The organism is Enhygromyxa salina (assembly GCF_000737335.2).
Lineage (GTDB): Bacteria > Myxococcota_A > Polyangia > Nannocystales > Nannocystaceae > Plesiocystis > Plesiocystis salina_C.
In genome coordinates this window covers 46,153-67,035 of sequence record NZ_JMCC02000021.1, presented here as the reverse complement: position 1 = coordinate 67,035, position 20,883 = coordinate 46,153, and the positions used below count along the sequence as shown (strand labels likewise).

The window sequence follows — 20,883 nt, the reverse complement described above, 5'->3', positions numbered from 1 at the left end:
GAACCCGTCCCGGACGGCGTTCGATCGCAACCACCGTACCCGTGAGGGACTCCGCTGGCAAGCGGCGCTCACCGTTTTGCAAGCCAGCAGCTCGCGGGACTTGCGGCGCAGGATCTCGCGTCTGGTCGGGCCCACGCCCCCAGATCTGGCCAGCTTGGAAACTATCACCTGTCGGATGCAGGTGGGAAGCGAGCAGGCGTGGAGAGAACGCCATGGCCACAAATTGGGGTGGTCATTCTCCAAGGATTCATGGCATCTTCGGCGCAGAAAAGATCATGACTATTGACGATGTTCGATTTCGAGCAGCCAACGGTCGGCTGCGCCTTTTGTTAGGAGTGAGCGCCATCGGAATGCTCGGATTTGCAGGATGCACGCCCGACGGTACCGACACTCCCATCGCCGACACGGGTGATACCGACATGGGCGACACGGGGGAGTCCGACACCCAAAGCATCCCGAGCGAGACAGACACGGGCGAGCCGCTCGAGTGCGACATCCCACAACTCTTCGTGGATCGTTGCGGAGGATCGATCTGCCACAGCGCAGGCGAGTCAACGGCCGCGAGTTTGGATCTGACCTCGCCAGGCGTCGAGGACCGAGTATCGGGGGTTCCGGGCGCGAGCTGTGCGGGCATCCTCGCCAACCCCGCGTTTCCCGAAGACAGCCTGCTGTATCTGAAGGTCAACCCATCCCCTACTTGTGGGTCTCGCATGCCGATCGGTGGCCAGGTGCTCAACGACGACGAGATCAGCTGTCTGCGCGACTGGATCTCCGGTCTGCTCCCGCCAGATCCCACCGACACCGACACCGACACCGACACCAACTCGGACGACACGATGGGCGGGTGTCCAGAGTGCGTGTGCGAGCCCGGTGAGGTCGAAGCCTGCTATGACGGCCCGGACGACACCGCAGATGTCGGAATTTGTGTGAGCGGCTCCCAAACATGTGCCGACGACGGCCTCAGCTGGGGACCCTGTGAAGGCGCGATCACGCCGCAGAGTGAGGACTGTTACACAGACGATCTCGACGAAAACTGTGACGGGCTCACGCCCCCGTGCTCCGAGCAGTGGAGCCAGAGCTTTGGCAACGAACTCTCGCAGACCCTCGCTAGCGTGGCGGTCGACTCGAGCGGTGACATCTATGCCGTTGGAGATTTCGAGGGCGCCGTCAGCTTTGGCGACGCGCCGCTCGTCGCCACGGGTGACAAGGCAGACATCGTAATCGCCAAGTACGACCTCTACGGCAACCCGCTGTGGAGCAAGCGCTTCGGCGATAGTAGCAATCAGTACTCGGCAAAGATCATCGTCGACTCCGAGGACAACCTGATCTACGTGGGTCGCATCTACGGCCACGTCGACTTTGGCGGCGGCGAGCTCACGGGTGAGGGCGCCGCAGACGTCGTAATCGCCAAGCTCGACAGTGACGGCAATCACATCTGGAGCCGCAGCTATGGCGATCTCGACCCTGATCGGGCCGAGCGCGTCGCCGTAGACAGCCAGGACAATGTGCTGCTGACAGGCACCTTCACCGGCGAGGTCGACTACGGCAGCGGGATGTTCGCCAGCGCCGGCATGCGCGACGCCTTTGTGCTCAAGCTCAACGGCAACAACGGCGCCCACGTGTTCTCGCTGCAGATCGGTGGACCAGGCGACGACTACGGGTTTGGGATCGACGCAGACGCCAACAACAATGTGGTGATCGCCGGTCGCTTCCAAGACTCGATCCCCTTCGACGGCGGCTTGAACAGCGCGGGCGGTCGGGACATTTACCTGGCCAAGCTCACCCCGCTTGGCGCCGTGCTGTGGAGCGACAGCTTTGGCGGCCCCGGTGAAGATGGCGTTCACGATCTAAAGGTCAACGATCAGACCGGCGACATCGTGATGGTCGGCTTCATGTCCAACAGCATGAACTTTGGCGGGCCAAACCTGGTCAGCGCGGGGCTGCGAGACATCTTCTTGACGACCATCGACCAAAACGGCGGCCACGTGTGGAGCAAGCGGTTTGGTGACGCCACGGACCAGTTCACCAACAACTACGAGCTCAACACGTGGATGAGCTTGGCGCTCGCGGCAAACGGCGACATCTACATGGCTGGCGCGCTGCTCGGTTCAGCCAGCTTTGGCGGCGCCATCATCTCGTCGTCGGGCGTGAACCCCGACGTGTTCTACGCCCACTTCAACGCGAGCGGCGACCTGGTCGCCAACAACCGCTACGGCAGCAACGGCACCGACATCGGCCTCGACATCGCGGTCACGGACTCGGGTCGCATCGTCATGGCCGGGCGCTCGTTCGCGGGGTCCCTGGACTTTGGCTTGTCGGGCGCCGTTCAAAACCAGGGCGTCGACGACGGGTTCCTCGTCAAGTTGCAGCCCTAGCCTACGAGCCCTTGGGCTCGAGCTTCCAGTCGTAGGTGCCCTCGCCGTCGGTGAAGTGCACGGTCAGCACCATCGCAAGGTCGCCAGCGGCCTTGTCGACGGCGTCACAGGCCCAGTCCGAGTCGGGCACCGAGACCAAGACGGTCTCGCACTCGATCTCCAGCGTACGCCCCGCGAGCTCGGGCAGGGCCAGGAGCCCGGCCTCCATTTTTTCGCGGGGAACCGTCTGGTACTTGGGTTCCCACTCGACCTTGCCGCTGGAGGCGTCGGTGACCTCGACCCTGACCGGGACGTCGATGCCCTGGACCTTGCAGTGGCACTCGAACCTGTTGCCCTTCTCCATTTTTTGATTGTCGGGGCAGGTGATCTCGGTGGCCTCGAGGTTGTGATCCTCGAGCCACGTGGCGAGCTCGGCCTCGAGCTTGTCCTTCGAGACCTTGGTCGTGAGCAGGTCGCAGCCGGCAAGGGGCAGCAGCGCGAGCGCCAGGACAGACGAGATGGCACCAAGACGCATCGACATGCAGATCGTGTACACCAGCGCGCCGGTCGCGTCACCCGATCGTTCGGGCTGACTCGCATCGGGCCGCGCGTTCTGCCCTCGCGCGCTCTGCCCTGGGGACCCCGTGCGATAGTCCCCGGCATGAGCGAGCAGGCCCAGCGCGAAGCGGCCCAACTCAGCGTCGAGCTCGAGGCCAAGCTACTCGAGCGACTGGCCTACGAGTGGCGCGCGATCAACTACACCTACTTCAAGGACGCGCTGCGCCAGCCGGTGCTGCGCCTGTCCGATACGCGGGCCCGACTCGGGCAGTGGCACGGCGATCTGCGTAGCCTCGAGGTCTCGCTCCCGCTCGTGCTCGAGCGCCCATGGACGCACGTCATCGAGGTGCTCAAGCACGAGGTCGCGCATCAGTTCATCGACGAGCGCATGAACGTCGACGAGAGCGCCCACGGGCCAACCTTTCGCCGGATCTGCGAGCGGCTTGGAATCGACGGGCGCGCGAGTGGAGATCCGGGGACCCACGCGGGACCCGACGCGCCAGACGGTCAGACCGACAGCGCGAGCCGCATGGTCGCGCGGATCCGCAAGCTGCTCGCGCTGGCCCAGAGCCCCAATCAAAACGAGGCCGAGACCGCGGCCACGGCCGCGCGCAGGCTGATGCTCAAGTTCAACATCGAGGTCGACGCCAGCGAGGGCGTGGACGCGACCCGGCGCGACTATGGCTTCCGCCACCTCGGCCGCCCGACCGGCCGCGTGCTCGAGCATGACCGTCGGCTCGCGCGCATCTTGCTCGACTACTTCTTCGTCGAGGGCCTGTGGATCCCCGTGTATCGCCCGCTCGAGGGCAAGCGCGGCTCGGTCCTGGAGATCTGCGGGCTCGAGGCCAACCTGCTCATGGCCGAGCACGTCCATGACTTCTTGTCTGCGACCGCCCTGCGCCTGTGGGATGCGTACAAGCGCGAGACCCAGCGCAGCTCCAACCGCGATCGCCAGGCCTTCCTCGCCGGGGTCATGCGTGGCTTCGAGTCCAAGCTCGCGGCCCAGAGTCAGCAGTTTAGCGAGCAGGGCTTGGTCTGGGTGCCGGCGCCGGATCTGAACGGCTACTTTCGACGTCGCTACCCCAAGCTAGAGACCGTGCGTCGCGGCGGCGCCCGGCGCAACGACGCCTACGCCGAAGGTAGCCGCGCGGGCCGTCAGATCGTGCTGTCGCAGCCGGTCGCGTCGAGCGGGAGCCAAGGGCCGCGCAAGGCACTTGGCCGCGGGCGTTGAGCGACCACAGCTGTGGCATTGGTTGCAGCGTCACAAAAAGGTGCCATGGTCGCGCCGATGGACGCGATTCCAGTCCCAGAGGCCCTCCAGCCCTACATGCCGCTGATCGTTGGTGCGATCACGGCCCTGCTCATTTTCGTCGTTGGCTGGGTGGTCTCCAAGTGGACCCACGGCGCGGTCACCCGGCTCATGCGCAAGCGCGACCTCGATGAGGCGCTGGCCCGGTTCTTGGCCTCGATTGCGCAATACTTGGTGCTGGCTGCAACGGTGATCGCGGCGCTCGGCCACGTGGGTGTCGAGACCACCAGCCTCGTCGCGCTGCTGGGCACCGCGGGCCTCGCGATTGGCCTCGCGCTGCAGGGCAGCCTGTCGCACTTCGCAAGCGGCGTGATGCTGCTGGTGTTCCGCCCGTTCACGATCGGCGACTTCGTCGAGGCGGGGGGCAAGTCCGGCACGATCGCAGAGGTCGGGCTGTTCGCCACCAGCATGACCACGCTGGGCAACGAACGCGTGACCATACCCAACGGCGCGATCACGGGCGGCCCGATCACGAACTTCACGATCCTGGGCAAGCGCCGGGCCCAGATCGATGTTGGCGTCGCCTATGGAACGGACATCGAGGTCGTGACCCAGCTGCTGCTCGAGGCCGCGAAGGACTCGGAGCTGGTGCTCACGGACCCCGCGCCCGCCGCTGTGTTCTTGAACCTCGGCGCCAGCTCGCTCGACTTCAGCTTGTTCGTGTGGGCCAACAACGCCGACTTTGGCCCGGCCAAGCACGTCACCCGCAAGGCGGTCTACGATCGGCTCAACGCGGCAGGGATCGAGCTCCCCTTCAACCAGATCGTCGTTCACCAAGCGGCTCAATGACCCGGCTAGTGCCGCACACCCTAAGTTCGTTCCGGGTTCGGTGCGGAGCTGAGGTGAGGCCCAAGGGCGAGGAGCGGCTAGCCCGCGCCCTGCTTGGCTTCGCGCAGCTCGAGCCGTAGCCGCTCGATCTCCTCGTCCAAGCTGCCGACCAGGCGCGCCTTCTCGGCGAAGCGCTCGGCGATGAAGCGGGTGAGGTTGAGCATCACCTGGTGCCCAGCCTCGGCGTCGCCCAACGCCAACGACCGCAGCGCGGCGTGGGTGAGCACCAGCAGCTTCGAGGGGACCAGCGCCCGGATCGTGGCGGTCCGTCGTCGCTCGGGGCTCACGATCGCAATCTCGCCGATCAGCTCGCCCCGCCCCGCCACGTCCACGCTCTTGCCGCCCGCGATGATCTCGAGGCTGCCGTCGAGCACGACGAACATCTCTCCGTCGTCGCCGCCTTCGCTGACGACCTGCTCGCCCTCGCCGACCTCGCGCACGCGGCCGCGGGCCATGAGCTCGTCGATGATCGCTTGGCGCAGGCCCTCGAAGAACGACCAGCGCTCGACCCCGCGCCGAAAGAACCGCGCTTCCATCATTGGCCAGGTCTGCTCGGGGTGGACGTCATCGCGAACGTCATCAACGAAGCGGACCGAGAAGCAGCCAATGTCCGCTTGGGCGCGGCGACCCAGCACGAAGGTCTTCCACGACAGCGGCGCCAAGGGCGAGCCGACCCGCTCGAGGTGTTGCGTGTCCGAGACCGCGATCACCATGGGTACGCCGACGCCCTTGCCCGCGCTGCGCTCGATCGGCTCGCCGCCATAGCGACGCGCGCCCACGAGCTTGGCGTAGTGGGTGACCAGCCCGGGGTGAGCGTCGAACACGATCAAGTCGGCGCCGCCCGGCTCCATGCAGGCCTCGAAGCCGGCCTTGAACAGCGAGAGCACCGACAGGCGGTCGTGACTCGCGGCGACATGTGGGCGCGCCAGCAGCTCCGAGAACTCGGCGATCGCGAGGCTATCGAGGTTGGTGACGAAGTCGAGCGACCAGCGCTCACGGACCTCGTCGGGCACGTCGCCGGGGTTGAACCTGCGCATCCGCGCGACGGCATCGATCTCGCCGACGCCAGCAGCTTCGCCCGTGTAGAAGTGGATGGTGTCCGGCAGCTCGTCGTTGACCGTGCACACCATCTGCTTGGCATGGTCGACGCCCGGGCTCTCGACCTGGCCCCGATCGTCAACGCGAACCTGGTAGCGCATCCGGTAGATCGCCTCGCGCTCGGCCGCGCTCGTGGCCCGGTGAACAGTCGCGAGCCTGGTGGTTAGTTCGAGCACCGTCGGTTGGGTCTCCTGGCTGAAGAATAGCCAGACTTTGGGGTTCACGTGCGACCCATGGACGCGGGAAATCCTGATACGATGCGCCGTAGCCCCACGAGGAGTTGTTTCCCATGTTCAGTCGCCCATTTGTCCCGCTCACTTGTGTCCTGCTGCTCGTCGCATGTGGTGACGACGGCGCCAAGGACTCGCTCAACGCCGACACCAACACCACGCTCGGCACCCACACCACGCTCGAGACCGACGACGGCAACAGCAACAGCAACAGCAACGGCGACGGCGACACGGGTGACGGCGACGGCGATCCCAGCACCAGCTCCAGCACCGGGGACGGGGACGGGGACGGGGACACCGGTGACGGCGACGCGGACCCCGACGGTGGCATCAAGTTCGACCTTCCGGGTCTGCCCGACGCTGGCGTTGGCAACTGCGAAGGCATGGGCGGCGGCGAGCCAGAATTTTCGTACATCTGGGTGGCCAACTCGGGCGAGGGCACGATCTCCAAGGTCAACACCGAGACCCTGCTCGAAGAGGGCCGCTACCGGACGCGCAGCGACGCGAACGGCAGCCCCTCGCGAACCTCGGTCAACCTCTCGGGCGACGTCGCGGTCGCCAATCGCAACGGCGGGCTGACCAAGGTGATCGCGCTGCACGAGAATTGCGACGAGATGACCAACGGTCAGCCCGGCCTGCAGACCTCGACGGGCAAGAACGACGTGCTCGCGTGGGGCCAAGACGACTGCATCTCCTGGTACACGCCGGTCAACCCGGCCTACACCAGCCAGCGCCCGCTGGCGTGGACCTCGGGCGTGCTCAACCCCAACACCTGCCAGGTCGAAGATCAGTTCTTGTGGAGCACGGCTTCAACCTCGTCGCAGCCGGGCAGCCTCCACGTGATGCTGCTCGACGGCGTCGATGGCAGCATCGACGAGGAGTTCCCGATCGCCGAGATCGCGCCGGGCTACTTTGGCGGCTACGGCGGGGCGGTCAACTCCGAGAACGACTATTGGTTCATCACCTACGACTCGCCGCGCAAGCTGGTCCAGGTCGACTTCGAGAACCTCGACTACCAGATCTGGGACGTGCCGCAGTCGGTGTGCAGCTACGGGTTCACCGTCGACTCGCTCGACCGCCCGTGGATCGGCGCGTTCTGTGACGGCACCGCCATGTTCGACCCCGAGACCGAGCAGTTCACCGTGCTGCCGGGGCTGCTTGGCTACGGGCTGCAAGAGGACGCGAACAAGACGATGTGGCTGGGCACCTTTAGCCCGCCGGGGCTGCGCGCGATCGACATCGAGACCCTGCAGCCGGGCAAGTGGATCATGCTGCCGACCAACTCGGCGCGTGGTGTCAGCGTCGACTTTTATGGGTACGTGTGGTTCGTCGACCAGCAGACCAGCGCGTGGCGGGTCGACACCGAAGCAGAGACCTGGGAGGCCTACGCCGGGCTCAACGGGCCCTACACCTACTCGGACATGACCGGGTGGGGGCTGAACTTGGCCTCTGGCGGGATCCCCCAAGGCTGAGCTGGTACTGCGCTGGCGCTGAGCTGGCACTGCGCTGGCGCTGAGCTGGCACTGCGCTGGCGCTGAGCTGGCGCTGAGCTGGGCCTACTCGACGGTGATGCAGGCGAACCGACCGTTCTCGTTCTCTGGCATGGTCACGCTCGCCTCGGACCGGTAGTAGACCCCGTAGGTCCCCGCGACCAGGTTGGTCGCGTAGGCCGCGAACGACTCACCGAGCAGGACCGAGTCGCCGCCGGGGGTGCGCAGGTAGAGCTGGCCGCCATCGCTGGCGTTGGCCGGGGCCGCGCCGCTCTGGACGACGATCTTCCCGTTGAGGCTGACGATCGGGACGTCGAAATCGTAGCTCGCGGCCATGCCGATCGACACGCTCTGCAGCATCGCGTTTTGGTTGCCCGGCACCGCGCCGCCGGCCTCTTGCACGTAGAAGACCTCGTACTCGCCGGGCACGACCACCGCCGCGTAGCTGCCGTCGTGGGTGTTGCCAAGCAGCACCGCGTCGTCGGTGGTGGTGCTGCGCAGGTAGATGCGACCGTCCTCGTAGTCGGACGCGGGCGGCGGCCCACCGGCGAAGGTGAAGGCGCCCGAGATCGCCACGGCGGCGACGTTGACGTCGTGGACTTCGACCTCGCCCGTGTTCACGACGGTGGTGCCGGTCGACACCCGCGCGTGCTTGTTGTCGGGCACGGTGCCGCCCGAGGTCTCTTGCGAGTAGTAGGTGTCGTAGGTACCCGGCATCAAATTGACCAGGTAGGCGCCGTCGTGGGTGTTGCCGAGCAGCACCTCATCGTCCGAGTTGACCCCGCGCAGGTACACCACGCCGTCGTCGAACTCGCTGGCCGGCGCCGCAACTTGGTTGATCATCAGCGCGCCCGAGAGCTGGACCATCTCGATGTCGATGGGCTTGACCTCGGGGGCGAACACGTCGAACGAGCCAAACCGAGCGCGCTTGTTCTGCGGCACGTTGGGGCCGGTATCGTGCATGTAGACCATCTCGTAGCTACCCGGGATCACGTTGAGCGCGTAGCCGCCGTCGTGGGTGTTGCCAAGCGCGACGGTGCCCGCGGTCTGTGACTCGAGCACGATGTTCGCGTCGTCGTACTCGCTGGCCGGCGCGGGCGCACTGTTGATCGTGAACGTGCCCTCGAGCGCCACGCTTGGAACATCGATATTGTCGACGGCGCTGAACTCCACGTTGACGGTCTCGAGCACGGCGCCGTCGTTGCGAGGGATCACGGGGCCGGGCGTCTCGACCCGATAGACGACGTCGTAGGTGCCCGGGACCAGGCGGACGCTGTAGCTGCCGTCGTGCGTGTTGCCGGCGACGACCTCGTTGCCGGTCCCGTGATCCCGAAACAGGATGTTGGCGTCGTCATACTCCAAGGCGGGCGGCGGCGCCCCGGCGAGGGTGATCGCGCCCGAGTAGGACGCGACCGGGATGTTGATGTCGGCGGCCTCGAGCGGATCGAACAAGGCCACCTGCCCGAGCCAGGCGCGGGCGTTTTGGGGCATCAGGGTGCCTGGGGTCTCGACCTCGTAGATGACGTCGTAGATGCCTGGGGTGACCCGCACGGCAAAGCTGAGATCGTGGGTGTTGCCGACGAAGGCGCGGTCGCCCGTGCGGTGATTCTCGAGCCACACGTTGGCGTCGTCGTACTCGAGCTTGGGCGGCGGCGCGCCTGCGAGCAGGAACTGGCCCTCGAAGCTCACGATCTCGAGCTCGAGCTCGTGGCTGGCCGCGGCGTCGAGCAGCTGGCAGGCCCCGCACGCGTCTCGCAGCCAGTCGGTGCCCTCGGGGCACTCGCAATAGGGCTCGTCGCCAACCTTCACGCAGAACCCCTCGCCGCACGCGAGTTCGCACGCATCGCTGCTCGGATCGCCGTCGCCGTCGCCTGGATCGCCGTCTCCATCGCCGGTGTCGGTGTCGTCGCCGGTCTCGGCGCCGGTCTCCCCCAAGCCATTCGGGCCGGTGCCCTCTCCGGTCTCGCCCCCGCTGTCTTCGGCCAGCCTGCTGTAGTCGCCAGCCGAGCAGGCCGGCAGGAGGGCGAGCGCGAACAGGACAGAGATCGATGACAAGTGGCGGACTGCAAGCATGGAAGATCCCCCTGCGGAAGTACCCACGCCGGCCGATCCGATCACGCTGGCCGCGACGTGCGTGGCATCGCTGCCGTGAACAGCGGTCATGGTCGTGGTCGTGCGTGGGTCGTGCATGGTTCGTGGCTCTGAATGATCAATGATTGGACAACAACAAGGTCACGCCGCCGCCGGGGCCCGAGCTTGCGACCAGCACGTCGTCGACCCCGTCGCCGTCGACGTCGCCCGCCGCGAGCGCGATCGGACCGGCGATGACGCCATAGCTGACCTGCTTGGCGAAGCTGCCGTCGCCAACACCGATCAGGATCCCCAGGCGATCCTCACCCCGGTTGGCCACGGCGATGTCGAGGACGCCGTCACCGTCGTAGTCGCCAAGCGCGACGTCGCGCGGCGTGGCCCCAACTAGCAGCACCTGCTCGCCAACGAGATCGCCCAAGCCATCGCCGAACAGGACGCTGAGGTCGTCGCTGCCTTGGTTGGGAACGACCAGATCGATCGCGTCGTCGCCGTCGAGGTCGGCGAGCGCCACCGCGCGCGGCTCACTGCCCACCCCGTAGGCGATCGGCGACGGAAACCCGCCGCCGGCTTGCAGCATCGACACGGCGGTGTCGCTGGCAACGTCGGCGAGGACCAAGTCAATCAGCGTGTCGCCGTCGAGGTCGGCCGCCGCGACCGCGAGCGGCACGCTGCCAGCCGGGTAGTGGGTCGCCATCCCAAACGAGCCCACGCCGTCGCCCAGCAGCACGCTCAGATCGCCGCTGTCCTCGTTGGCAACGACCAAGTCTAGCGCCGGCGACCCGCCGAGGTTGGCCAGCGCCAAGCCCCGCGGCGCCGCGCCGGTCACATGAATTTGCCCGGCCCCGAAGCTGCCATCGCCCTGGCTGAGGAACACCACGACGTGGTCTTGCTCGGCGACGCTCGCAACCACGTCGGCGTTCTGATCGCCGTTTAGATCGCCCGCGACGATGCCAAGGACCCCGCCTGCGCTGGCGAGCTCGACGGGACTAGCGAAGCTCCCGTCGCCGTTGCCAAGCAGCACGATCGCGCGATCGAGCTGGCCAACGAAAACGTCCAGCGCCCCGTCGGCGTTGGCGTCTGCAAGCGCGATCGCCCCCGACGACTGACCAAGCACCAGATTGATCCGCTCGAAGCACAGCTCCCCGGGGTCGACGATGCCGTCGTCGCAGCCCGAGTCGACGCCGGTCTCGCCAGACTCGGTCTCGGTCTCGGTCTCGGTCTCGGTCTCTCCAGACTCGGTCGGGTCCATGTCAGGCGGGTTGATGCCGGACTCGGTCGTGTCCTCGCTGCTCTCGCTCCCCGTCTCGACCCCGATGATCGGCGGCTCGTCATTGCAGCGGCAGCCATCCACCAGCAAGGTCGCCGCACCAAACAACCACAGACACGAGTACCGTACACGCTGCATGTTCAGCCACGATGCTACGGGCTAACTCGGGCCCTGAAAAGCTGATAAGGTCTGGCCGCCGACATGCATCCAGAGTCCCCACAGGCGTCATCAGCTCGAGTACGTAGTTTCAGCTCGGGCAAGGGCTTCTCGCTCGGTTTTCGCTCCAGCTTGGTGGGCTTGACCTGCGCGCTCGCTACAGCGCTCGGGTGTTGGAGCGGCGAGGGCTCGCGCGGTCTGCCTTGCGAAGAGCAGCTCCACTGCGGGCTTGGGCTCGAGTGCATCTCGGGCTACTGCGGGGGCGAGCCAAGTGCCACGCTGTGCGGCAACGGCTTCCTGGATCCCGGAGAAGCCTGCGACGCGGGCGAGCAAAACGCCGACGACGCGGCGTGCCGGCTCGACTGCACGCCCGAGACCTGCGGCGACGGTGTCCAGGGCCCAACGGAGCTGTGCGACGACGGCAACACCAACCCCGGCGATGGCTGCAGTCCCGCGTGCATGCCAGAGACCGGCTGCGGAAACGCGGTCGTCGATCCCGGCGAAGACTGTGACGACGCCGGCGAGTCGGCCACCTGCAACGACGACTGCACGTCGTCCATGTGCGGCGACAACAAGCGCAACGAAGCCGCCGGCGAAGAGTGCGACGACGACGACGACCCGCTGTGCTTGGACAACTGCACGGTTCCGCTCCTGTGGGACGACATGGAGGTCGACACGCCCACGGTCGCGTGGACCCACGAGCTCGTCAGCGGCGGTCCAGTCGTGACGGACACCTGGGCCGTGACTGGGCGCAACGCGAAGGGGCGGCGATCGTGGGACACCGGCCTGCCACCAGACGGTGCTGGGGACACCCGCTTGATGACCCCGACGATCGACCTCAGCCCCTTCGTTGGGCAAGCCATCGAGCTGCGCTTCGATCACACCCACACCTTCCGCGACTGCAACCTCCCAACCTCCTACGAGGGCGCGGTGGTCGAGGTCTCCGTTGACGATGGCCCCTATCAAGTCATCGCCCCAACCGACGGCTACTCGCCCGAGGTCGTCGGCGACGGGTTGTGCACGGACAACCCCCTCGATGGCCAGCAGGTGTTCACTGACGACATCGCCTACTTGAAGGAGACCTTTGATCTGAGCGCGTTCGCGGGCAGCTCGATCAAGGTCGGCTTTCGGGTTGGTTGGGATTGCGGCAACTGCCCGACCGATCAGACCGGCCGCGGCTGGTTCATCGACAACGTGATGATCTCCCGCAACTGATGACCGCGCGGTGGCTCCGGGTTGGCCTCAGAAACGACCGACCAGCGACACACCGACTTGGGTGCGATCGAAGTTCGGCGCGAGCGTGACGCCTGGTGGCGTGTCCGCGCCCGCGGAGCGCTTTTTGTTCAGCCCAACCACAAGCAGCGCGACGCCAGTCACGAGCAACACACCACCGCCAACCCCGCCCGCGATCGCCAGCGCGTTGCCGAGCCGACCTTGCGAGAACCGAGCCCCGCGCGCGTCCAGGTCGTTGGTTGGCAGATCGGTGACGTCATTGTTTTGGCCGCCGATCACCATGCCGCCCGCCATGACCCCAAGCCCGGCCACCCCCAGGCTCGTCAGCACGCTGCCACCGATGACCAGACCCCGTCCAGGCTTGCGCTCGGGCTCGGGCTCGGGCTCGGGCTCGGGCTCGGGCTCCACCTGGGTCTGCTGGGCCGCGGCCTTGGCATCTGCGACCGCCTGCAGCTCCGCGTTAATCTTGGTCAGGCGCTCGGCGACCCAGGCCAATTCGTGGTCGCGCTCGTCGGCCTCTTCCGCCGTGTAGATCGTGTCGATGCTGGCGCGGTAGCTCTCGAGCAGGATCTTGGCCTGGTTGAGGTGGTCGACTTGCTCGTCGACAGCGTACGCGCGCTCGTGCGCGGCCGAGAGATTGGCGATCAGCTTGGCCTTGATCACCGAGTACTCGGGCGCGCTCGGCACGAGGCCGTAGGCCGCCGTCCACAGCTCGATCGCCCCGGCGTAGTCGGCGGTCTCGAACTTGTTGGCGCCCTCGCTGAACAAGCGCTGGGCCTCCTCGAGCGCGGGGTCATCGAGCGCGGCTTCGTTGTCGGCGGGGCTCGCCTCGCTGTCGGCCGCGGGCTCGGGCGCCTGCGCCTGCGTTTGTGCGCGCGCGTGGGCTGACGCCGCTGGGCACCACGCGAGGAGCAGCGCCGGAGCGAGGAGCACGGAGGTCCCGCGTAGGTCCATTGCGCGGACATTATCACGGCGAAGGGCGGCGACGCGACTCGACCGTCGCGTGGCCCACCGGGGCCGGGCGGCCCGACCCGCTGTGCCCCTACCCGCCGAGCACGTTGGCCCTGAGCGCGGCCGCCCGCTGCTCGGACAGCTCCCACATGCGGATGTAGCCCTCCGCCGAGCGGAACAGCGGATCGAGGTCGTCCTCGGAGACCGCGTCGCGGCGGGCGTCCTCGATCAACTCTGGCAGCAACCCAATGTGGACCAGGCCCTCGGTGTTGAAGTCGAGCTCGCGGTTGCCGATCACCGGCTGCGTGAACTCGATGTCCCCCGCGTACGAGCTGAACGGATAGGTGATTGGGTCCATCTGCTCGTCCGCGCACACCCCATCGCCAAACCGCGGGCCGCGAGCGCCAGCGAAGCCGTTGAGGTCAAAGCCGAAGCCCTCGGCCGGGTACCCGCCGACGTCGGTGATCTGCTGGATCTTGTTCAGGAAGCCCTGGACCGTCGAGCCGGGGTTGCCAGCTTCGCGGCACCGACCAAACCCGGTCTTCGACACGCCCCCCAGCTCGTACAGCCGCCCGTTGAAGTTGCGCCCGTGGGTACCCGCGGCGGGGTAGTTCGCGGCCTCGAGCAGCTCGAACACGCGCTTGTAGGCCTGCTGCGAGAAGTGGTCGACCTCGATGATCATGCCGCGCGCCATCATCTCGGAGATCAGCGTCTCGCCGAGCGGGGTCAACGACGCGTTCTGGCAGTACGCGCCAACCAGCGGCGGCTCGAGGATCTGCTGAAGGTACACGGACGTGATGTTCAGCGGCATGTCTGGGAACGCGCTGAGGTTGTTGGGCGGGGCCGAGTTGTACTCTTCGCGCGGCTGGTTGAGGCCGCCAAAGTTGACGTCGCCCTTGTCAAAGCCGTCGGTGACCTCGGCCGGGCAGTCCAGCGTGAAGTTGGACCAGTGCCCGCTGTTGAGGAAGTTCCCGAGCTCGATGAACGCCCGATCCCCGTCCCCCGGCGAGAACGCGTTGTCATATTTGTGGACCGGGAACATGGCCCGAACCCCCAGGGAGTAATAATAGTCGAGCTGCTCTTGGATGTAGGCCTCGTCGCAGGTCGGGTCGCCGGCCTTGGGCGTCAACGCGCAATCAAACAGATCCGAGGTCTCGATGCCCAGGATCACCGCCATCTTGCCGGCTGCAATGACCTCGCGGGCCTCGGCGGGGGTCTGGACCACACGAAACCAGCCCATGCCCGGCCCACCCGACTGCGCGTCAATGTAGCGCTCCATCACGTAGGTCTCGTCAATGATGCGATCGACAGCCACCATGTCGTCACATTCGTAGCGGGTCTGCTGCAGGTCCTGGCCCGCCGTGAAATTGCAGATCACCGAGTTGGTCGTGGCGTGCTGCACCACCAGTCGCAGCCCCGCGAGGTGGGCGCGCTCGAGCCAGCGGTAGTACTGGGTCTGGTGGGTCGAGCGGGTTGGCGCGTGTGGCCAGTCCGTGAACTCCGGGTAGCCCGCCGTCATGTGGTTGTCGTCGGCCAGCTCGCCTGCGATCAAGTCTGGGATCAGCCCCGCGAGGTCGGCACCGTCGGCGCCCGCGGTGTCAAACGCGTAGCCAAAGAAGTCCTTGCGCCCGTTCTCGCCGTGGTACAGCTCGCAGTCGGGCAGCGCGTGCTCGACCCCAAGCCGGTGGAACGCGCCGCCATGGAAGATGCCGCCGCCGCCAAACCCAAAGTTGGACAAGATGTGCGAGTGGGTGTCGACGATGCCGTACAGATCACCGTTGTCAAAGGTGGTGCGCTGGACCGTCCCGCTCGCGTCGAGCGAGAGCTCGGGGTGCTCGACGCAGCCGGTGGCCGGCTCGAAGGTCAGCGGCGCGCCCTCGTCGGCGAGGCCGGTCTCACCGAGCAGCTGGTCATTTCGGCGATTGCGCAGCTGGTACTGATCCCAGTCGACCAGCGAGGTCTCGGGCATCCACTCTGCGCCCGAGACGTAGGTGTCGTCGGTCAGGAGCACGTCGGACTGCAGCGAGGTCTGCCGCAGCAGCGGCCCGTCGTCCGCCACCAAGTAGCCGCCGCCCGTGTCGTACAGCAGGTAGGTGCCAAGATCCGACGCCTTCATGAAGAACTTCGCGGCGGCGTCCTCGCTGGGGTCGAACGCGTAGCCCTGCCCCGAAGCGTCGGCGGCCAAGAAGCCGTCGCCGCTGCGGACCACGTAGCAGCCGTTCGCGAACCCGTTGGTGTCGAGCTGCGGGGGCTCACCGGTCTCGCCGTCGGTCTCGGTCGTGCCCTGGGTCTCCGTCGTCCCGGCCGTGTCCGTGTCCGTGCCGTCCGTTGACGAACCATCGGCACCGCCCGCGTTACAACCAGCAAGAGCGACTGCAGCAATGATCAACGGTACGCGCATCGTCGGATGGTATCCGAGGGTCGCGCGCGGATAAAGCAACTCGTCGCGAATTTGGGCGGGTCGCGCCGCGGGCTGCGTGACTCACCCCGCGATCCCACCCGCGACGATGCTCAGCGCGTTGCCGGTCATGTCCGAGTAGGTGTACGCGCCGTTGAGACCGTCATAGACCTCATAGGTCTCGAGCTCGGGATCGATCTTGAACGCGCGGCTGCCGACCTCGATGAACCACACGAAGCCGTCGATATCGACGCTCACCCCGCGCGACGAGCTGACCGGGATGTCGATCTCCGTGACGATCTGCAGGGTCTCGATGTCCCACCCACGCACGCCATTTTGCGACGAGAACATCGCTTGCCACATGATCCCGTTGGTATCTTGGCCCATGCCAAGCCCGGCCTTGGGCAGGGTCGTGAACTGCTCGGTCTCGGGATCGAACACCAAGGTGATGCCGCTGCCCCCTGCGCCACCGATCCACGGGCGGCCAAACTCGTCGATCGTGAACCCGTAGGCGAACATCTGGGCGGGGATGTCCCAGACGGTGACGCTGAGATCGCCCTGGTCGATCCGCACGAGATCGGCGCCGGTCGAGTGCGAGATCATCCAGAAGTTCTCGTCGGGATCAACGGCGCCGCCGTAGGGCCCAAACCCATTGACCACGAAGCCCGGCAGCAAGATGTCTGCTTCGATCTCGCCAGTGTCGCCGTTGAGCCGCATCGCGTGGGCGTTGGCGCCGGCACCCGTTGACGCGCCCGTCCAGAACTTGGTGTCGTAGACCTCGCAGGTGGCCTCGTTGATCGTGCCAAAGGTCCACGCGGCCGGGCGGTTCGCCGTGTAGTTGATCGGGGTGTGCCAGGCCACGCAGTCGTCCTGGCCCCAGGCCAGCACGTCGAACTTGCCGGTCGAGGTCTGCAGACCCGGCACCCCGTTTTGCATCTCGTCGCAGTTTTCGTGGTTGGCGTAGACCTTGGTGATGCCACCGACACGATTGGCCACCGCGACGTCGCCCGCGAGGTTGACCGATGTCCGCGAGGGGCTGCCCACGCCGTCGGGCCGGGTGATGTAGCGACCCTCCTCGACCATGGTCTTCGTGTCGATCTTGGAGATTGTGCCCTCGGACGAGTTTGCGACCCAGATGTACGAGAGCACGCCCTCGCCCATGCCCCCAACCCCACACTCGCCAAGGCCGGCGTCGGGGATCCCGGTGAGGTCGAACTTCACGCCCGAGTCGTCGGCCGTCGTCTCCGTCTCGTCGTCGGTGCCCGTGGTCGGGTTGGTGGTCGTCGTCGGATCGTGGGTGTCCGTGCTTGGCTCGCCCGTGGTCGGCTCGGTGCTGTTGCTGTCAGAAGACTCGCCGCCCAGGGTCTCGCCGTTGCTGCCAATGCCCTCTTCCGGGCCACCGCTCGCGCCCGCGTCGCGGCTCGCGTCGCCACACCCGGACACGGAGATCACACACAGGAGCGAGCAGCTCGCAACCATTGGACGACCCAGCCAACGCGACATGCCGGGATCATACCGGTATTGGCGGGGCTCCGCCTCAGACCGTCGGGTTCGTAGACCTCTGCATGGACATCGCCTCCGTGAGTGGGTGCGGGGTTCGATGTGCTGATCGGGCAGCGCGCACGACCCGGCCCCACGACTCGTGCGGCCTCTGTCGCCCACCCGAAGCCAAGGCCACTAGCGCGGCAGCTTTGGAAGCCCGTGGATCGGCTCCGGCCGGCGCTTGCCCCTGGCCGCCAGCCGCATTTGATAGGCCGCGACCTCGTGCTGAAGCTTGGTCAGCCGCGGCAGCAGCCGTTGATTGGTGTCGTTGAGGGTCCCGAGCAGCGCGCGCGAGAAGCCCTTGCCGGCCGCGACCGCTGCGTAGAGATCGTCGAACACCCGGGCGAGCGCGGGCTCGATCGAGTCCGACCTGCCCGAGTCGACTTGCGTGCGGTGCTCTGGCTTGACCGCCGCGACCGCCTTCTCGACGTCCCCATGCCCGATCCAGCCGAGCACCCCGCTGACGACCGACTCGGGCTTGGAGATCACCGCCTCGTAGGTGTGCATCCGAAACGGCAGCTTGCGCAGGCTGATGTCGCGGACCAGCGCGAAGTTCTCCATCCACCACTCGAGCGCAGCCGGAAGCCGCACTGGCTGCTCCCGGTCTTCCTCATGCTCGCCGCGCCCCTGGTCCTCGAGCGCGAACAACCGCTCGATCGACGTCTCGTACTCCCGCCAGGCCCGAACGTTGGCGATCAAGTGCGTGATGTAGGCCCGCTCCGAGCGGATCACCCCCGGCACGAACACCTTGACCGCGTAGCCCTGCACGTCCTCGGGCATGAAGTAGGTGCCAGTGACGGGGTGCGGGTTGGTCCCAAAGTAAATGCCCTGGCGAAGCAGGCTCTCGTAGAAGCCATCGGGGTTGGCGTCGCGCAGCGGCCCCTGATCCCACTGGCGCGGGAACGCCTCGCCAAGCACGGGCATGCCGGCCGCGCGCAGCACCTGCATCCACATGGAGGTGCCGCTGCGCTTGGTGCCAGAGACGAAGATCATCGCGGACTGCCAGCCTACCCGAAACAGACCTGCTCGACGTCAGCCTGCTCGGCCTCACAGCCGGGTGGCTCCTGCATCATGAACTCGTCACACGTGAGGGGAGACAGACACACGAACATCGCCTCGTACGCGCTGCTGCACACGTAGGCGTTGCCAGGATCGCCGTCCCCGTCCCCATCACCGTCATCACCGCTCTCGCCGGACTCCCCCATCTCGCCAGCCTCGATCGGAGCGTCGTTGCTCGTGACGATGCAGCCGCCCATCCCCATCGGAGCCGCAGCCAACAAGAACATCAAATTTTTCGTCGAGGTGTCCATGCCTCTCCGGCGTCGGAGCGCCCGAGTCTGTCTTATACCCAGTCTGTTTTATACCCCCACAGAGACCTTGGACTTCGCCGACTGCAGCCGCTGGCGCGTCTGGTCGCTTCGCTCCTCGGGGCTGGCTGTGCGCGGTCGCATGTGTGGCCCCCTGGAAGGGGGCTCGTCGTTCGCTTCGGTGGGGGGCTTCAGGTGGGGGCTCGAGGTGGGGTCTTGCCACCACCCCCCGCCAACGGGCCCTAACAAAACCACGCAAACGCCGCCCCCCGGACGCGCCAGCGGCTGCAGTCGCCGAAGTCCAAGGTCTCTGTGGGGGTATAAAACAGACCCTCGTGACCACGCAAGACCAGGCCACCGGTTCGTCCCCTGCCCCCTCCGCCGATCAGGATCTCGATCCGATCGACAACCCCACCGAGCCAGGGCGGGACGCAGTCCGCAGCGACTTCGAGCAGAGCAAGCACATCACGCACACGCTCGCGCCGCCGATCACCAACCTCGAAGAGGCCTACGGCGCGGTCCAGCGCGTGCGCGATCGCCTGCGCGTGGCGATCCGCGGCCGCGACAACGAGATCGAGCTGATCATCATCGCGCTGCTCGCCGATGGCCACGTGCTGCTGGAAGACTACCCAGGCTCGGGCAAGACCACCCTGGCCAAGGCGCTCGGCGACTGCATCATCGACGACCAGCCCCACGACGACATCGTCACGATCCGCCGGATCCAGTTCACCCCCGATCTGCTGCCAAGCGACGTCACGGGCACCACGATCTTCGATCCCAACACCAACCGGTTTTTCTTTCGCCCAGGCCCGATCTTCGCGCACGTGGTGCTGGCCGACGAGATCAACCGGACCTCGCCCAAGGTCCAGTCGGCGCTGCTCGAGGCGATGGCCGAGAAGCAGACCACGGTCGACAACCGCACCCGCCAGCTCGACGAGCTGTTCTTCGTGCTCGCGACCCAAAACCCGCTGGACCTCGCCGGCACCTTCCCGCTGCCCAGCGCCCAGCTCGATCGCTTCTTGTTCAAGATCATCATGAAGCACATCGACCGGGCCTCGGAGCTCGAGGTGCTGGCCAGCATCAAGAGCCGCCGCGATGGGGCCGGCCGCGAGCTGCCTCGCGTGACCCGGACCGAGGTCATCGACGCGCGCCGGGTCGTTGAAGGTCAGGTCTACGTCGCCAACGAGATCCGCGAGGCGCTGGTCGACATCGCCAACGCCACGCGCCAACACGAGCAGGTCCTGCAGGGGGTCTCGACCCGCGCGCTGGTCTTGATGATCCCCGCGCTGCAAGCCCGCGCCGTCACCCAGCAGCGCAACTACGTCAACGCCGACGACATCGAGGCGCTCAGCTACCTGGTGTTCGGCCACCGCCTCGAGCTCGCGCCGGGCGCCGACAGCCTCGGCGGCGTGATCAAAGAGTGCAGCGCCCAAGCGCTCGAGCGCCTGGCTCGTGTCACACTCCACCAGAAGTGATGCGCGCCCGTGTCCAAGCCCCCCTCGAACGACCAGCAAAAGCTCCGCGCTGGCCGGCTCAGCGTGGGCGTCGCCGCGCTGCTGCTCACGATCGGGGCGCTGCGCTTCGCAACCGACACGCTCTACGAGTTCAACCCCGACTACTGGCGGGCCGTGGACGGCACGCCGCTGCGCTACCTCATTCGGGCCCCAAGCGACGGCACCTGGCTCGGCGATCTCAACGCGCAGTTCTTCAAGCTGCTGTCGATCCCCGCCGGCCTGGGGCTGGTCTGGCTCGCGCACCGATTTGGCTCGGGCACCCTCGAGCACAAGGCCCACAGCTTCCGCGACCCGGTCATTCGCGCGGTCTGGATCGGCAGCTTCTTGGCTGGGTTCACGCTGATCGAGCTCGACAAGCAGCTCAGCCTGTTCGGCATGGGCAGCGTGATGGTCACCGGCGAGTCGGCGTGGCTCAACCATCTCGCGCACCTGGCCAGCGCTGGGGTGGCTTGGGTGCTGACCGGCGCGCTGCGCTTCGAACCACTGACCCAAGCCGAGATCGATCTGCAGCGCGAGCTCGACGCGCTCGAGCCTCAGCCGCCGCACGGGTGAACCCA

At 66.7% G+C, this 20,883-nt stretch carries 16 protein-coding genes; 7 read left to right on the top strand and 9 right to left on the bottom strand.

Going from position 1 to position 20,883, the window contains the following annotated elements:
- The first annotated feature begins 419 nt into the window (after positions 1–419).
- Positions 420–2,375, top strand: coding sequence for a nucleotide-binding protein (locus tag DB30_RS09720; RefSeq protein ID WP_146658400.1), 1,956 nt, complete (start codon positions 420–422; stop codon positions 2,373–2,375).
- 1 nt (position 2,376) lies between these two features.
- Here the strand turns inward: DB30_RS09720 and DB30_RS09715 are convergent, their stop codons facing one another.
- The gene (locus tag DB30_RS09715) at positions 2,377–2,895 is read right to left on the bottom strand and encodes a DUF4333 domain-containing protein (protein ID WP_146658399.1); all 519 of its coding nucleotides are present in this window, start codon (positions 2,893–2,895) and stop codon (positions 2,377–2,379) included.
- A 120-nt stretch (positions 2,896–3,015) separates the two neighbouring features.
- Between DB30_RS09715 and DB30_RS09710 the strand changes: the two genes are divergently transcribed.
- Positions 3,016–4,143 (top strand): SprT-like domain-containing protein, encoded by a 1,128-nt coding sequence (locus DB30_RS09710; RefSeq protein ID WP_146658398.1) that lies wholly within the window; start codon positions 3,016–3,018, stop codon positions 4,141–4,143.
- Between the two features lie 57 nt (positions 4,144–4,200).
- Complete coding sequence (locus tag DB30_RS09705; RefSeq protein WP_052548099.1) at positions 4,201–5,010, top strand: mechanosensitive ion channel family protein; 810 nt, start codon at positions 4,201–4,203, stop codon at positions 5,008–5,010.
- A 77-nt stretch (positions 5,011–5,087) separates the two neighbouring features.
- Here DB30_RS09705 and DB30_RS09700 read toward each other — a convergent pair whose 3' ends face one another.
- On the bottom strand, positions 5,088–6,323 hold the full coding sequence (locus tag DB30_RS09700) for a Crp/Fnr family transcriptional regulator (RefSeq protein WP_146658396.1): 1,236 nt from the start codon (positions 6,321–6,323) through the stop codon (positions 5,088–5,090).
- 113 nt (positions 6,324–6,436) lie between these two features.
- On the opposite strand from DB30_RS09700, the gene DB30_RS09695 reads away from it, so the two are divergent.
- Positions 6,437–7,849, top strand: a complete 1,413-nt coding sequence (locus tag DB30_RS09695; protein ID WP_052548097.1) for an NHL repeat-containing protein — start codon at positions 6,437–6,439, stop codon at positions 7,847–7,849.
- 84 nt (positions 7,850–7,933) lie between these two features.
- Here DB30_RS09695 and DB30_RS41330 read toward each other — a convergent pair whose 3' ends face one another.
- Entirely contained in the window at positions 7,934–10,057 is a 2,124-nt protein-coding gene (locus DB30_RS41330; RefSeq protein ID WP_153258266.1) for a hypothetical protein, read from the bottom strand.
- A 19-nt stretch (positions 10,058–10,076) separates the two neighbouring features.
- Positions 10,077–11,363, bottom strand: a complete 1,287-nt coding sequence (locus DB30_RS09685; RefSeq protein ID WP_146658394.1) for an FG-GAP repeat domain-containing protein — start codon at positions 11,361–11,363, stop codon at positions 10,077–10,079.
- A 153-nt stretch (positions 11,364–11,516) separates the two neighbouring features.
- Here DB30_RS09685 and DB30_RS41325 point away from each other — a divergent pair, with 153 nt between their 5' ends.
- On the top strand, positions 11,517–12,596 hold the full coding sequence (locus DB30_RS41325; RefSeq protein ID WP_052548094.1) for a DUF4215 domain-containing protein: 1,080 nt from the start codon (positions 11,517–11,519) through the stop codon (positions 12,594–12,596).
- A gap of 27 nt (positions 12,597–12,623) precedes the next feature.
- On the opposite strand, the gene DB30_RS09675 is transcribed toward DB30_RS41325, so the two are convergent.
- The 5 genes from DB30_RS09675 to DB30_RS09655 form a co-directional block, all read right to left on the bottom strand.
- Positions 12,624–13,568, bottom strand: a complete 945-nt coding sequence (locus DB30_RS09675) for a hypothetical protein (protein ID WP_052548093.1) — start codon at positions 13,566–13,568, stop codon at positions 12,624–12,626.
- 88 nt (positions 13,569–13,656) lie between these two features.
- Positions 13,657–15,966, bottom strand: a complete 2,310-nt coding sequence (locus DB30_RS09670) for an amidohydrolase family protein (RefSeq protein ID WP_146658391.1) — start codon at positions 15,964–15,966, stop codon at positions 13,657–13,659.
- A gap of 81 nt (positions 15,967–16,047) precedes the next feature.
- Positions 16,048–17,466 carry a Vgb family protein gene (locus DB30_RS09665; RefSeq protein ID WP_146658390.1) on the bottom strand — a complete coding sequence of 473 codons (1,419 nt, stop codon included), beginning with the start codon at positions 17,464–17,466 and terminating at the stop codon, positions 16,048–16,050.
- Positions 17,467–17,640: 174 nt separating this feature from the next.
- Positions 17,641–18,498, bottom strand: a complete 858-nt coding sequence (locus tag DB30_RS09660; RefSeq protein ID WP_052548090.1) for a hypothetical protein — start codon at positions 18,496–18,498, stop codon at positions 17,641–17,643.
- Between the two features lie 14 nt (positions 18,499–18,512).
- Positions 18,513–18,815 carry a hypothetical protein gene (locus DB30_RS09655; protein WP_146658389.1) on the bottom strand — a complete coding sequence of 101 codons (303 nt, stop codon included), beginning with the start codon at positions 18,813–18,815 and terminating at the stop codon, positions 18,513–18,515.
- Positions 18,816–19,147: 332 nt separating this feature from the next.
- Here DB30_RS09655 and DB30_RS09650 point away from each other — a divergent pair, with 332 nt between their 5' ends.
- Both DB30_RS09650 and DB30_RS09645 read left to right on the top strand, forming a co-directional pair.
- Positions 19,148–20,287 (top strand): AAA family ATPase, encoded by a 1,140-nt coding sequence (locus tag DB30_RS09650; protein ID WP_052548088.1) that lies wholly within the window; start codon positions 19,148–19,150, stop codon positions 20,285–20,287.
- Positions 20,288–20,296: 9 nt separating this feature from the next.
- Positions 20,297–20,878, top strand: a complete 582-nt coding sequence (locus DB30_RS09645; protein ID WP_052548087.1) for a hypothetical protein — start codon at positions 20,297–20,299, stop codon at positions 20,876–20,878.
- The last annotated feature ends 5 nt before the right edge of the window (positions 20,879–20,883 follow it).